The sequence below is a fragment of the Nesterenkonia aerolata genome (assembly GCF_031470965.1).
In the GTDB taxonomy this organism is placed as follows: domain Bacteria; phylum Actinomycetota; class Actinomycetes; order Actinomycetales; family Micrococcaceae; genus Nesterenkonia; species Nesterenkonia aerolata.
This window is the reverse complement of the sequence record NZ_JAVKGR010000027.1, coordinates 1-14,003: the sequence shown is the minus strand read 5'-3', so window position 1 is coordinate 14,003 and position 14,003 is coordinate 1. Positions and strand designations below refer to the sequence as shown.

Annotated in this window: 17 protein-coding genes; 13 read left to right on the top strand and 4 right to left on the bottom strand. The window is 61.5% G+C overall.

What is annotated here, in order from left to right; genetic code table 11:
* Nucleotides 1-120: 120 nt before the first annotated feature.
* The 4 genes from RIL96_RS12710 to relB all read right to left on the bottom strand — a co-directional run bounded on the left by RIL96_RS12710 (nt 121) and on the right by relB (nt 1,731).
* Entirely contained in the window at nt 121-318 is a 198-nt protein-coding gene (locus RIL96_RS12710) for a hypothetical protein (protein WP_310549399.1), read from the bottom strand.
* 314 nt (nt 319-632) lie between these two features.
* Nucleotides 633-881, bottom strand: coding sequence for a hypothetical protein (locus RIL96_RS12705; protein WP_310549398.1), 249 nt, complete (start codon nt 879-881; stop codon nt 633-635).
* Between the two features lie 507 nt (nt 882-1,388).
* Nucleotides 1,389-1,511 carry a hypothetical protein gene (locus RIL96_RS12700; RefSeq protein ID WP_310549397.1) on the bottom strand — a complete coding sequence of 41 codons (123 nt, stop codon included), beginning with the start codon at nt 1,509-1,511 and terminating at the stop codon, nt 1,389-1,391.
* Nucleotides 1,504-1,731: a type II toxin-antitoxin system RelB family antitoxin gene (gene relB / locus RIL96_RS12695; RefSeq protein ID WP_310549396.1), complete on the bottom strand. Its 228-nt coding sequence runs from the start codon at nt 1,729-1,731 to the stop codon at nt 1,504-1,506. The genes RIL96_RS12700 and relB overlap by 8 nt, the downstream gene beginning before the upstream one ends.
* Before the next feature lie 1,640 nt (nt 1,732-3,371).
* On the opposite strand from relB, the gene RIL96_RS12690 reads away from it, so the two are divergent.
* The 13 genes from RIL96_RS12690 to RIL96_RS12630 form a co-directional block, all read left to right on the top strand.
* Nucleotides 3,372-3,560, top strand: a complete 189-nt coding sequence (locus RIL96_RS12690; protein WP_310549395.1) for a hypothetical protein — start codon at nt 3,372-3,374, stop codon at nt 3,558-3,560.
* A gap of 547 nt (nt 3,561-4,107) precedes the next feature.
* Nucleotides 4,108-5,031 carry a MetQ/NlpA family ABC transporter substrate-binding protein gene (locus RIL96_RS12685; protein WP_310549394.1) on the top strand — a complete coding sequence of 308 codons (924 nt, stop codon included), beginning with the start codon at nt 4,108-4,110 and terminating at the stop codon, nt 5,029-5,031.
* Nucleotides 5,028-6,101 (top strand): methionine ABC transporter ATP-binding protein, encoded by a 1,074-nt coding sequence (locus RIL96_RS12680; protein ID WP_310549393.1) that lies wholly within the window; start codon nt 5,028-5,030, stop codon nt 6,099-6,101. Before RIL96_RS12685 ends, RIL96_RS12680 begins: the two co-directional genes overlap by 4 nt.
* Nucleotides 6,098-6,784 carry a methionine ABC transporter permease gene (locus RIL96_RS12675; RefSeq protein ID WP_310549392.1) on the top strand — a complete coding sequence of 229 codons (687 nt, stop codon included), beginning with the start codon at nt 6,098-6,100 and terminating at the stop codon, nt 6,782-6,784. Before RIL96_RS12680 ends, RIL96_RS12675 begins: the two co-directional genes overlap by 4 nt.
* A gap of 286 nt (nt 6,785-7,070) precedes the next feature.
* Nucleotides 7,071-8,606 carry a recombinase family protein gene (locus RIL96_RS12670; RefSeq protein WP_310549391.1) on the top strand — a complete coding sequence of 512 codons (1,536 nt, stop codon included), beginning with the start codon at nt 7,071-7,073 and terminating at the stop codon, nt 8,604-8,606.
* 600 nt (nt 8,607-9,206) lie between these two features.
* Nucleotides 9,207-9,659: a helix-turn-helix domain-containing protein gene (locus RIL96_RS12665; RefSeq protein ID WP_310549390.1), complete on the top strand. Its 453-nt coding sequence runs from the start codon at nt 9,207-9,209 to the stop codon at nt 9,657-9,659.
* Between the two features lie 121 nt (nt 9,660-9,780).
* Entirely contained in the window at nt 9,781-10,353 is a 573-nt protein-coding gene (locus RIL96_RS12660; protein WP_310549389.1) for a hypothetical protein, read from the top strand.
* A 62-nt stretch (nt 10,354-10,415) separates the two neighbouring features.
* Entirely contained in the window at nt 10,416-10,943 is a 528-nt protein-coding gene (locus RIL96_RS12655) for an antirestriction protein ArdA (RefSeq protein ID WP_310549388.1), read from the top strand.
* A gap of 86 nt (nt 10,944-11,029) precedes the next feature.
* Nucleotides 11,030-11,260 carry a hypothetical protein gene (locus tag RIL96_RS12650; RefSeq protein WP_310549387.1) on the top strand — a complete coding sequence of 77 codons (231 nt, stop codon included), beginning with the start codon at nt 11,030-11,032 and terminating at the stop codon, nt 11,258-11,260.
* Between the two features lie 264 nt (nt 11,261-11,524).
* On the top strand, nt 11,525-11,719 hold the full coding sequence (locus RIL96_RS12645) for a helix-turn-helix domain-containing protein (protein WP_310549386.1): 195 nt from the start codon (nt 11,525-11,527) through the stop codon (nt 11,717-11,719).
* A gap of 92 nt (nt 11,720-11,811) precedes the next feature.
* Complete coding sequence (locus RIL96_RS12640) at nt 11,812-13,050, top strand: DNA cytosine methyltransferase (RefSeq protein WP_310549385.1); 1,239 nt, start codon at nt 11,812-11,814, stop codon at nt 13,048-13,050.
* Nucleotides 13,047-13,667, top strand: a complete 621-nt coding sequence (locus tag RIL96_RS12635) for an Eco29kI family restriction endonuclease (RefSeq protein ID WP_310549384.1) — start codon at nt 13,047-13,049, stop codon at nt 13,665-13,667. The genes RIL96_RS12640 and RIL96_RS12635 overlap by 4 nt, the downstream gene beginning before the upstream one ends.
* 8 nt (nt 13,668-13,675) lie before the next feature.
* The coding region (locus RIL96_RS12630) for a hypothetical protein (RefSeq protein ID WP_310549383.1) at nt 13,676-14,003 on the top strand (328 nt) is incomplete at its 3' end.

Below are 14,003 nucleotides of genomic sequence, written 5' to 3'. Positions count from 1 at the left end.
ATAGGGACATCCTCTCCTGCCCAGCACCCACGGTGCTAAACATCAGATGTCACCTATTCCTGCATCAGCCCCGAGAAGCGGCGCACAACATCCAGCTGTGCGCCGCTTCTCTGGTCAGATCTACTTCCTTCGCCCGTGGAACTGCATCACAGTGAGGAAAGCCCCCAAGCTGATGATGAGCAGAAACGGGAGGATCGCTTCATAGGAGCCGATGCTGACGTTATAGATGATCCCAGCGGCACCGAGAACAATACTCAGAATGGCTGCAACCAAGCCTGCGCGGCTCTTGGCGAAGGTGTTATCCGCAGTCTCAGGCATAGCAATCCTGGAGCATAGTTACGAAGGAACCTGTGTAGGCGAGTGCGAAACCACCGACGAGAAGGCTGCCGCCTGCGGTAGCAGGAGCAGTCAGGGCTGAGCCGAGCAGAACTGCTCCGCTGCCGGCAAGGAGAAGGGCGCGAGAAACGCAGTCAGCGCTCCGAGACTGGGGAGGAAGCACGACGTCGTCCGGGTCTACTTCAGCGCTGTAGCTTGCCTCGATCTGAGAACCATTGATGGCGCAGTCCACCTCGACAGTTTCACGATCCTGGAGGGGGACCTCAGTTTCGAGGATGAAGAGCTTCTCGCCGCCCTCATCCAGGATCGCGACAGATCCATCCGGCTGCTCTTCGAAGAGCTCCCTCCAGAAGGGATCCTTCGAAGCCCGATTCATCGGCAACGTCAAGCTGTGCGTCAGCGTTCTCTTCGGAGATATTCTCTTCTGCAGGTGCGTCCTCCTCGGCGGTAGCGCCCGAAGCTGGGGCCGCACCCATGCCGAAGGCCAAAACTGCTGAAAGAACTCCTGCGAGTCCGAGCTGCATCTTCTTGGTCTTCGTCTCCATCTTCCGTACTTTTCAGTCTGGATTGCGTGCTCCACATCACTACAGGCTGTGCGTGAGGTCAACGACCTAAGGCAGACTTTTACGGAACTCCCAGGAAATCATACCCAGGCTCACCATGAACTGGTCACGTACTCCGTGAAAGTTGAAAATGAACCGTCCCCGGTTCTTTGCCGCTCCTATGTGGGTGCCATTACCGGGTGGGATGGCCCAAATGGAGCCCGGTGGGTCCGACGAAATTGATGGGAGTGGGAGCCGAGGGTCTTCACCCAGGCTGCGCAGGAAACGACGCGGCGGAGAACTCCCCGCCGCATTCAAGAATGACGACCGGCGCCTGTGACCAACCTGCACGTGGCTGGGGTCAAGCTGACCCACCAGCGCAACCATGAGCACCAACAGACCCCAGCGCCGGAGACTACGGAACCTTCGGAGGTCATGGAGCTGCGCCAGCACCGCCGGAGCATCCCAGCTCTGAACCGCTTCGTCAGGAGCTTCATTCGGCACTCTTCCTCAGCGGTCACCGTGAACCTCGCGGTGTGGTCCTGCTTCGAGCTTGGCGGTCATTCGACGGACGATCTGGCGGTCCAGGTCCTTCTTGAACGCCTTGAGGACCTTGGACGCGTACTCAATCATCCAGGCCAAGCTCTGCCTTCATTGCCTCATGGGAGATGGTCTTGAGCTGTCCGGCACGGTGGTCCTCCACGTCCTTGAGGATGGAGTACTCCCACTCGATACGGTCGATTTCCCGCTCGATCATCTGGTTGATATAGAAACTCTGAGGTCTGCCGGTGGTGGTCGCAAGCTTCTTAATGCGGTCCTCAAGGTCGCCCTTGAGACGGATGGTTGTCGGCACCTCGCACCTCCTGAATACCTGTACGCGGCGTATTCATCTTCTATGTGGCTGGCAGTCCCGCGTAGCCGTCGATCCGGCAGCTGGTGCGCCAGCGCTCCAGGGTGCCCGACCCAGGACTCGCGGGCCAGCCGCGCAAGCGGAACCTGGTCATCCACGTGGAGCCGGAGAATGCACGACCAGCGCCGCAACATCCATCGCGAACCTACTGCACCACGCTCTCGCGGCCACGTGATCAGAAACGACCGTTTATGGTGCAGCGTCACTCATTGTCATCGTCGTCGTGCTGACAGAGGACTGCCAAGCTGAGAGCACGAGCCCATCGCCCTGTACTTCCGTACGTTTCGGTCGCAGGAGGGCCGCTCATAAAGAGCAAAATAATAGTTGTCGTACCTGCCAAATATCACTGTAGGTGCGCCGATTAACCATCATCAAGATATTAACTATAATAGTCGAGTTATACCGATAAAAATGAACAGACATCCTAGGATAATTGCTCCGACGAAAGGAGATAGTATAAATTCGGGTGGACCACTCCCGAAGGCCCCACCACGAAACGTCACACGATATATACTTTTATATTTCCTTGCAGCAATTATTCCAACCATAATTAAGGCGAATCCAACTATAGTTATTAGTATATTTTCAGTATTTTCATCTAACACCATTAACGCCAATTCCCCACATGTTTTAGCAGGACAGTCCCATATCATTCTATAGTGCACTGACGCTGGACTTGATGATGCGACCGCACCCTCGACCAGGACTGATTCAGGATATGGCTCTATTGGCGACACAAGCAGCGATATACATTAAGATATGGAATCAATAATTTTAATTATAAATGCTAAAACTCTAGACCTGATATTATCATAAATGCACCCATTCCCATCGCAAATACTCCTACAAAACCTATCCAACCTGATGTCGTAAATTCAGAGATTGGATTTTCTACCTTCCCATTCTTACTATACTTTCTGTATATCTCATTGTAAAAAGGTACTCTAAATCTTATAATTAAGATGCCGGCTATGATAGCAATCATCCCTATTATTAGGTTCGGCAATGCCAATCTATACACCTCATCCTTAGAACTGGTGCTCCAGACCGACTGTGCAGTTGGCGCTACCACCGTATGTGCGGCCACCACTTACCGAACGATTCCCTGAGGAATCCTTGGAGCCTTGGATATATCCGCCAATTGAGCCAGAAGTAAACCAACAATTCACATCGCTGTATGCCCCCTCCCGGTTCTCACCACTAGCACCGACATCTAGAGTCACACCCTAGGCGAGTCCAAAGCGTCCAGCTACAAACTCATTCCCCATCACTGCCCTTATCCATGAACCCCACCTGGGCGAACCACAGAAGCTCCACACCCTGATGCAACCCATGAATAACCTGAACATAACCTTGCAACAAAAGCCCGGTCAATAGTTAGGGCACAGAACCGTCCCAGGTCAGAGCGATCGTTACCCTCCTGAAATACCCCACCCCCAGATCACAACTCCACAGCACCCGAACACACTGCACCTGCCAAGTGGCTCGCCCCTCAACCGAATACGACTGATACTGGACGGCAGCTCCTGCGCCCAACACGAGCGTCGAGTTGCGTGACTGATAGGCGCGATAGTCTTGATCGCATGAAGAAGGACGATTCACAAAGCGGCGAGGCGGTCTGGTACTTCGTCGGCTCCGTATTTCTCTTTATCGGGCCGATACTACTGTTCCCGAACATCGAGCTATGGGGCAGAATCCTCTTCACAGCTCTGGGAATAGTGGTGATGGGTGCGGGCTTCCTGCAACTGCGTCGTGAACTGAAGCGTCAGTAGGACCGCCTGCACACGTGCATATCCCAGAAGCCAGCAGCTTCGATCTCACCCTCACCACATTCATACGCTGTGTGACCAACGCCAAAAAACGTCTGCGCTTCTCTCGCATGACGAAGTGACGAAGGGTGACACCACGCAGGACTGAAGAGGACACTGCTCCGAAGAGTCGTATACGCTGGTCCAAGCTTCACGAGCAGCAGCCTGCGGAGTACTCACACTCCAGGACGATCCGGTCCGGGCCGCTCACCAACCCCATGTTCACGGGTGGTCTCGGATCACGAAGCGGCCCGTTGCTGGCCCGGACCCGGGCTCCGCAGCAGAGGTGGACGGCCTCTCACGGAGCTCACCCGGCACCTGTATGGCACGGGCAAGAGCAGCGTCAGGAAAGGATCGTCACCCGGAAGCCCCGCTTCCCCACCGTCCCACCCCCACCTCTCAGCGGACGCCTCCATACCGTCCGCGGGGATCTCACAGCACCCACCTGCGCACCTCCATGTCCGCTGCCGCGGCCCACCTGGTGGTGCCCACCTTCTTGAGGAGCACAATCATGCCCACCACCCCACACGCCCCATCCTCCCGCACCGGCCGCAGCACCGCCGTCGTCGCAGGTCTCACTGCTCTGACCCTGGGGCTGGCCTCCTGCGGAGACAACGGTGACAACGGCGGCGACGGCACCGATGAGCCCATCCGCATCGGCGTGACCAACCAGGACGAGACCAACCAGGAATTCGCCGAACTGGCCCAGGAGGAGCTCGGGCTCGAGGTGGAGATCGTCAACTTCGGCGACTACAACCAGCCCAACCCCGCCCTGGCCAACGGCGACCTCGACGCCAACTGGTTCCAGCACATCGCCTACCTCGCCGACTACAACGTCAACAACGACGACGACCTGACCATGGTCGCCACTACCGAAGCCGTGCCGCTGCCGCTGTACTCCGAGGAGTACGACGACGTCGAGGAGTTCCAGGACGGCGACACTGTGGCCATCCCCAACGACGAGATCAACCAGGCCCGCGCCATCCTGATGCTCGCCGCCGCCGACCTGCTCGAACTCACCGAGGACGTCCCCCAGCCGCGCCCCTCCGACATCGACGAGGAGGCATCCCTCGTGGAGGTGGAACCGATCGATGCCGCACAGACCGTCAACGCCCTGCAGTCGGTGGAAGGCTCTGTGATCAACAACAGCTTCGCCAACGACGCCGGCCTGAACCCGCAGGCAGACGCCCTCACTCAGGACGACCCCGAGGACGCCGAGGCCTTCCCGTACTCCAACGGTTTCGTCGTCCGCGCCGAGGACTCCGAGGACGAGCAGCTGCGGGAGCTCTTCGAGCTCTACCACGACGAGCGCATCCTCGAATCCGCCCAGGAAGTCTCCGGCGGCACCTCAGTGCCGGTGGACGCCCCCTTCGAGGAGATCCAGGAGGCCTCCGAGGAGTACGAGGACTTCCTCGCCGGCGAGGACGACCAGTGACCCAGGCCGCCCCACACCACGCAGGCGAACCGACACCGGAGGCGGACACCACCGATAAGCTCATCGAGTTCCGCAACGTCTCGCGGGTCTTCGGCAAAGGTTCCTCTGCGGTCACCGCCGTCGACGAGGTGAGCTTCAGCGTCGACCGCGGCGAGGTCTTCGGCGTCATCGGCTTCTCCGGGGCCGGGAAATCGACCCTGATCCGCATGATCAACGGCCTCGAGAAGCCGACGACAGGCACTGTGACGGTGCTGGGCCAGGAGGTCTCCCGACTCTCCGAGATGAAGCTGCCGAAGCTCCGAGCCCGGATCGGCATGGTCTTCCAGCAGTTCAACCTGTTCACCTCACGGAATGTGGCCGGCAACGTGGCCTACCCGCTGAAGGTCGCCGGGTGGAGCCGTGCGGACCGGGAGGAACGGGTCGCTGAGCTCCTGGAGTTCGTCGGGCTGGCCGACAAGGCTCGGCACTACCCGGAGCAGCTCTCCGGCGGGCAGAAGCAGCGTGTGGGCATCGCCCGGGCGCTGGCGGTCAAACCGGACATCCTGCTCGCCGATGAGTCCACCTCAGCGTTGGACCCCTCCACCACCACCGAAGTGCTGCGGCTGCTGCGCCGGGCCAACGAGGAGCTGGGGATCACCATCGTCGCGATCACCCATGAGATGGAGGTCATCCGGTCCATCGCCGACCGCGTCGCCGTGATGGACTCCGGGCGCATCGTGGAGATGGGCACCGCCCACGAGCTGTTCTCCGATCCGGAAGACGGTGAAGGCAGCTTCGTCTCCACCGCGCTGAAGGACCGCCCCGACGCCGAGGACCTCGCACGGATCCGCAGCACCAGCGACGGCCGTCTGGTCACGGTCTCCCTGGCCGACTCGGCCGGGGTCGGGGAGGTGCTGGGCACCGCGGCGAACCACCAGGTGAGCTTCGAGATCGTCCACGGCGGGCTGAGCACGACGAAGTCCTCCTCCTACGGGCTGCTGACCCTCTCGATCGACGGCGAGCACGCCGCCGTCGAGAGCTTCATCAGCGAGCTCCGCGGTGTGGGCCAGGTCAAGGAGGTGCAGGCATGACCGGCATCATCGACGCCTACCGGGAGCTGGACTGGAGCTACTACGGCCCAGAGCTGCTCACTGCCACCTGGGAGACCCTGTACCTGGTGGCCGGGAGCTTCCTGATCGGTGGTTTCATCGGCCTGTTCCTCGGTGTCACGCTGTATACGACCCGCTCCGGCGGGGTGCTGTCCAACCGTCCGGTGTGGCTGCTGACAAACTTCGTGGTCAACCTGATCCGGCCGATCCCGTTCGTGATCCTGGTCGCGGCCATCCAGCCGTTGACCATCGAAGTCATCGGCACCGGCATCGGCAACCAGGCGGTCATCTTCGGCATGATCTGGGCCTCGACCTTCGCCATCGGGCGCATCGTCGAGCAGAACCTCTTCGCGATCGACCCCGGAGTGATCGAAGCCGCCCGCGCGATGGGAGCCGGGCGTCTGCGGATCATCCTCACCGTGATCCTGCCCGAAGCGCTGGGACCGCTGATCCTGGGCTTCACCTTCGTGGTCATCGCATTGGCGGACATGTCAGCGATGGCCGGGATCATCGGCGGCGGCGGGCTCGGAAACTTCGCCATCGTCGAGGGCTACCAGCGCTTCCGCACCGAAGTGATCTGGCTGGCCGTGGTGGTCATCATCATCCTGGTGCAGCTGGTGCAGATCATCGGCAATGTCCTGGCCCGGAAGGTCATGCGCCGCTGATCCGGCTCTTCCACAGCGGCAGCCGTCACGGGGCGACACGCCCGTGTGCTCCACAGCCGGCGCATCGGCTCTGTTCCAGGCTCCAGCACCCGGGCAGGATCGGAGGTCCGCACTGCATCTGCAGGGCGGACCTCCGAGATGAAGGAGCCTGCTATGGCCGATCCACACCTGCCCACACTGGCCCAGCTGCACCACGAGGAGGAGGGCCTGGCGACGGCCGAATACGGCATCGTCATGCTCGCAACTGTTAGCAACCGTTGGCGGGTCTTTTGAGTAAGCTCTGGCTATGACCAGCACTCCACGCGTCGTGATCTACGCCCGTCAGTCCGAGGAAGAGGACGACGGCATCGAGCAGCAGCTCGCCGACTGCACCGAGGAAGCCCGCCGTCGCGGCTGGCCCATCCTTGCTCAGTACGTCGACAACGATGTCTCCGGAAGCTACGAGCGCGGGGAGAAGACCGACTGGTTCAAGATGCTGCAGTCCTACGACCGCGGCGAGTTCGACGTGATGATCGTCAACGAGTCCGACCGCGTCACGCGCCGGCTCGAGGACGTCCTGGAGATCCGGCACAAGCGCAAGATCCGGCTGATCATCCCGCGAGGCGGGATCGACACCGACGACCCAGCCGGCGACTACATGTTCAAGCAGTTCGTCCTGCTGGCCGAGCGCGAGGTGGCGCAGAAGACTGAGCGCGCCCGCCGCTATGCCCGGGAGCGGCGGAAGAAGGGCCACCCCACCGCCGGCAAAGTTCCCTACGGCTACCGCTGGGTTCACAAGCCTGATCGCGACGAGCGCGGCACCCGCTGGGCTGTGGTCGAGGAGGAGAAGAAGGTCGTCCAGCGGATCTTCTCCGAGTACCTCGGCAAGCCGAAGGAGCAGCGCTCCTTCAAGCAGATCGCCCGAGACCTCAACGAGGACGGCTACCGCACCCGCACCGGCCACCGCTGGGGAGCGACCACAGTGCGCAGAATCCTGGTCAACCCCAACTACGCGGCCATGCTGGCACCGGCCCAGCCCACCGGAGAGTTCCGCATCGAGAACATCGCCCTGGAGGAGTGCCTGCCCGGAGCCTGGGATCCGCTGGTCTCCCGGGAGCAGCTCGAGGCAGCCCGGAATCTCATCCTGAGCACCAAGCCCAACCACGACGGGGACACCTCACGAAAGTGGCTGATGCCCGGTCTGGCGACCTGCGGCGGATGCGGCGGGCCCATCCGCTCTGCTGTGGCGAAGAACCGGCCGAAGGCCCGGCACGGCGACAACACCCCCGCGGAGAGTTACCACGCATACCGCTGCGCCACGATCGGCAAGGGGTGCTTTCAGCGTGCTGGCGACATCATCGATGAGTACATCAAGGAACTCTGCATCGCCCGCCTCTCGCGGGACGATGCCGCTGACCTGTTCGAGCCCGACGATGACGAGGACATCACCGTCCTCTACGCCCGCAGGGAGCAGCTGGAGAACGGCTACGAGCAGATCTACTCCGACGCGGTGGAGCGCGGCAGGTTCGATCAGGCCAAGCCGGCACTGGACCGCCTGGAAGCTCAGCAGAGCGAGGTCAACGAGCGGATCAAGGCGATGCTGAACAAGCAGCCTCTGGCTGAGCTTGCCGCCGTCGAAGACGTGCGCGGGTGGTGGGATGAGGCCACGCTGAGCACACGTCGGGCTGTGGTGAGCCTGCTGATGGAGCCGGTCATTCACCCCCTCGGAATGGGCAAGCGGGTCACGACTCTGGAACAGATCATCGGCACCGTCACCCCGGGCTGGCGCCAGCCAGATACCGAGGAGCATTCACCCGGCCGTCGACCTGAGAACACATCGTGAAGATGCGGTGCGCGGTGCTGAGGGGCCATGTTTCCTTTCGGCTGAGCCCCGAAGGAAACATGCCGTTGCCTGGTATCTCAGGCCAAAACGGCCCTATGGGCCATGTTTCCTCGTCTCTGAATATTTATCAGTACACAGAGAGACATGTACCTGCTCCTATGTAGAGGTTTTATTCTCCAGAGAGAGGAAACACAGGAAACATTGGAGCTCTCAGCTCCAAAACCCCAGGTCAGCGCGGTTCGAGGTGTTTCCTTTGGCCTCTGGCAGCAGGCAACACCGGAGGAAACACGCTGCTCCGAGAGGAAACATGGGCTGCTGGGCGCTCCAACATCCCAACCCCACCCCCTGGCTGTGATCCCCTGACTTACCTGCCCGACTCGCAGGTGGCCTTCACCTCGGGCAGAGAGAGGAGCTCGCTGTGGAGCAATGCGGGGCGACAGCTTCATGCTCCGAAGCTCATCGCATCATTCATCACCACCCCCAGGGCGAGCCCTCCGCTCGCCCCATAGGCAGGGGAAGGTCACCCTCCCACCTAGTAGATCGCCAGACGCGCGATAGTATTCACGCAACAGCCTCGTAGACCAGGAAGGTTACGTACCCATGACTGACAAGCAGACCGTCCCGCCTGAGTCGAAGCTGCTGAAGAAGGTTCAGGCCCTCTCCGGGATCCCCGTTCCCGAGCTCGCTGAGGCCACCGGCCTGTCGAAGGCCACCATCCACTCCGCCATCCAGGGCGTGCGCTACAAGACTGGCGGCTCCGTCCCCGCCCCGCCGTCGGACAAGACCCTGGTGAAGCTGGCCCGAGCCCTCTCGATCACCCCCGACCAGCTGCACGAGGCCAGCCCCAACCGCGCCCGAGCGATCCACGAGCTCTCCGAGGAGCCGGCGCTGGAGAAGTCCCTGCCCAGCGATGAGGAGAGTCAGGCTGCTGCGGCCGCTCACCTGCGGCTGGCCCGCAGGGTGCTGTCCACCTTCACCGACCAGGAGCTGCGTGACGAGATCGCTCGGCGGGAGGCTGAGCGCAACGAGCGTGAAGCTTCCGCCAGTTCCTGATACAGTCTCTGCCACTACCTCCCCAAGCTGAGACCCCACCGGGGTTTGTCATGCCCAGAAGCAGCCGCAGGCTGCACCGGGCAGCAGAGCAGCTTGGTAATCACATAGTGGAGGTAGTTCTTTGAACGACATCATCACCATCTCCCCAGCAGCACAGTCTCTGATCCGGGACCAGATATCGCTTCTGGCAGGCGTATACCCGGCGCCGGTGAACCACGAGTTCGTGGTCCAGCGCCTGCAGGAAGCTCGCCACAATCTCACCCATTTGCTCAGCGTCGCCGCCGCAGAGCGTCCAGCGCTGACCCAGGAGGACGCCGAGCACTTCCGCTCCATCACCGTTGCTCCCTTAGTCACCGAATCCACCGAAGCTGAGCGCCTGATGGCCGTAGAGGCCACCCCTCAGCACCGCGCTGCGACGCATCTGTTGACCCGTTCGCCCTACTACGCGGAGCTTGTCTCAGTCCTGGTCGCCCGCGACGACTGCGGCTGTCTGGGGTTCGTGATCCCGGTCTCCGAGGATCTGCACGCCTTCGAGCTGCCTCATCACCTCTCCGAGGGCGCCCGCCGTGTGGGCTCTCTGGTGCTGATGCTGCTGGGCGTGAGCACCCATGAGTCTCTGCCCACGCTGCTGCCCGGTCTGGACCCGCAGTCCTCTGTGGCGTTCAGTGAGGCCTGTCAGATCCTCCAGCACTAGCACCGCCGTGAGGCGGAGCCGGGTAGCTCCTCGAACGTCATCCCGACCGAGAGGAGCTGCCCGTGTCTGTCGCCACCATCACCCCCGCCGTCTGGATCGGTTGCCTGAGTTGCTACAACGCCGGTGCTCTGACCGGCGCCTGGTTCGAGGCCACCACAGCCGACGAGATCGCCCCGCAGACCCTCCACGGCCACCAGACTTCGCATGAGGAGCTGTGGGTCTTCGACTACGAGCACTTGCCCATCGACGGGGAGTGCTCGCCTCACGAAGCCGCAAAGCTCGCCCGTCACCTCGATGAGGTCGATGAGTATCTGCTGCCGGTCTTCCTCGCCTGGATCGGCTCCGGCAGTCACGTCCTCGACGGAGAAGATCTCCCCGACCACGGAGAGTTCATCGACCGCTACTGCGGCCACTGGGACTCATTCACCCAATACGCCCACCAGCTGGCCGAGGACATCTGCCTGCTCGCTGACGCCCCCGAGCACATCATCCGGTACTTCAACTGGTCCTCCTGGGCTGACGACCTGGAGCACGACTACACCGTTCTCGACGCCTCCGAAAGAGGTGTCTACATCTTCCGAGATCACTGAGCCGATCTGACGCTTCCTTAAGCCCCGCTGGCACCACAGCCAGGGAGCTTTGCTCACCCGGAGACGACCCTCACCAGGAGCAATACATGACCACAATCGCCTACCTGAACTCTCCCCACACAGACCCTGAGGTCCACGCAGCCGACTGCTCCAACATCACCAGGAGAACCCGGATGGGCTTTGAGCACGCCGGCTACGCCGAGGTCACCACCCAGCGTGAGGCCTTCCTCGACTACAACGCCGACTTCATCGACGACGGTGCCACCAGCGACGAGCTCTGGGACCTGAAGTTCTTCCCCTGCTCAGGGCTGAAGTGAGGAGCACTATGACCACCACCAGCGAGCGATCCTTGCCCACGCTGAGGGCTCGGACAGCCCCATGGTGGTGTGCGCCCGTAAGGTGACCTCCACCATTCCTCCGTTCCCGCAGACCTACGCGACCAGCCATGTCAGGTTCAGGAAGGAGAACCGCAGCAAGTAGCTACGCAGATAAGCCCTCGTCCTGGAGCATCAGCTCTGGGGCGGGGCTTATTTTCTCCACACCCTCGCCCGGACACAACGACCGTGTCTAAGCTCGAACACATGGGGAGAAAGTTCTACACGCTGGACGAGGTCGCGGAGTCACTGAGCATCTCGATGTCGCAAATGCGGGCACTGATCAAACGCGGTGAGATCGAAGGCATCCAGATCGGCGGTCGCAGTCAGTGGCGCATCGAGGACGTGAAGCTGGATGAGTACATCGAGCGGATGTATGAGGAGCAGCGGCGGAGCAGCTGACACTTTGCACTTATACCTGGGGCACCAAGTAAGATTCAAATTTTGCGCGCCGATTCTGATGCCTCTCATCTCCGAGCGATACGATCACAGCTATGGAGCACTTGGAGCAGGAGGGCGAGCGTGCGCCCATTCGCGGTGTAGAGCTTTTCGCCGGAGGTGGCGGCTTGCTACTTGGGTCGAGCCTGGCCGGCATCGAGCATGTCGCCATCAACGAATGGAACCGTTGGGCCTGCGGCACCATCCGCGAGAACGCCGCCAACGACTACCCCTTAGTTCGGGACGCACGAGTCCTTGAAGGCGATGTTCGAGGCATCGATTGGAATGAGATCCCCCACGCGGATGACGTCGATGTGGTCACCGGCGGCCCGCCGTGCCAGCCGTTCTCTCTCGGAGGTATTGCCCGGAGCGCTGACGACCCGCGCGACATGTTCCCCGCCACCACATCGGTGATCGAGAAACTGCGACCCCGGGCGTTCGTGATCGAAAACGTCCGGGGCCTGACTCGAAGCACCTTCACGGACTACTTCGAGTTCATCAAGCTCCGTCTCCAGCATCCCGAGCTTCGCGCGAAGGACGGTGAGACGTGGGTGGAACACTACGCCCGCCTTCAGAAGGAGCACACCTCTGTCGCCAGCGACCTGAACTACCGTCTAGTCACCACGCTGGTGGACGCTGCCGATTATGGAGTGCCGCAGCGTCGACACCGTGTCTTCATGGTGGGCTTCCGCTCCGACGTGGATGCGGACTGGAGCTTCCCTCAGGCCACTTACTCCGCGAGTGCCCTGCTCCGCAGCCAGATGTCCAGCGAATATTGGGACCGGCACAAGGTGAAAAAGGCTGACCGCATTCCTCTGCGCGCCGCCCTAAGGGAGGACGATGGCACTCTTCCGTGGCGCACTGTCCGTGACGCGCTCTCGGGAATGCCAAGACCAGCTAATGGTCAGACTGCGCCCGGGTGGCTCGACCACAAGCTTCAACCCGGCGCCCGCTCCTACCCGGGACACACTGGTTCCCCTCTGGACGAGCCCAGCAAGGCCCTCAAAGCAGGTGTCCACGGTGTGCCCGGCGGGGAGAACATGATCCGTTACCCGGATGGGTCTGTGCGGTACTACTCCACGCGCGAGGCTGCACGCATACAGACCTTCCCCGACCGGTACGCGCTGCACGGAGCATGGACTGAAGCCATGCGCCAGATCGGAAATGCAGTGCCTGTCCGCCTGGCTCAGACCGTCATGTCTAGCGTTGTTGAGCACCTGGAGCTCGACACCGCAAAGCACGCTGCTGCAGCGGCCCAGCAGCAGGTTCGGGCACGGGAGCTGATGAGCAAGTGACCAAGCACTTCGACCCCCTCGACTACGACAACCTCGGCGCCTCCATCGCCCGTGCCCTTGAAGAGCAGCCCGTGCGTCCGCTGGAGAACCTCGAAAAGTTCGACGGCGCTGGCATCTACGCGCTCTACTACACCGGACAACACCCGGCGTACCAGTTGCTCGCTGCGAAGAATCGGGAGCAGACCGGAACACGAGCCATCTACATCGGCAAGGCTGACGCGGAAAATAAGCGGAAGGGTGACCCGGAAGAGGCCAAGAAGCCAGTGGGCCCGAAGCTCTTCGGGCGCATCACCAAGCATCGGCGCTCTATCGAGGATGCCAACAATCTCGATGTAGCGGATTTTCAGGTTCGTGCGCTGACCATCATGCCCACGTGGATTCCCCTGGCCGAGGTCGTCGCGATCCGTATGCATGAGCCGGTCTGGAACGGCCCCCTGGATGGTCTCGGAAATAACGACCCTGGTGCTGGTCGTCGCGCGGGCATGAAGTCCCGGTGGGACACCATTCACCCTGGGCGCCCGTGGGCAGACCTGCTTGCGCAGCGTCGGGAGACCGCAGAGAACATCGAGCAAGACGCCATCGAGTATCTCGCCGCACGTATAAGTAAGTGCGATTGAGGTAGTCGATGACCTACATGCAGCCGCTGCAACGCACTGGCAACTACAACCTGGACCTCAAGCACCCCGTCCAGGAACGAATGGTCTACGGAGACCGAGTCGGGGCAGGCGTCGATGATGAGCGGATGCAGGCTATCGCCGAGGACTACCTCGATACCGACTTCGCCGCAGACTTCCAGAGCCTCATCGAGGAGATCTTCACCAAAGCGGAGGAAACAGGGTACGTCGCCTTCTGGCGCACAGAGCCTGCCGCTATCGTCTCGGCCATCGTCGGGCTAAAGCGGCTATTCACCGTTGAGCGTGGAGTCCCTGTTGGTGGGGGATCCTGCGGCGTCG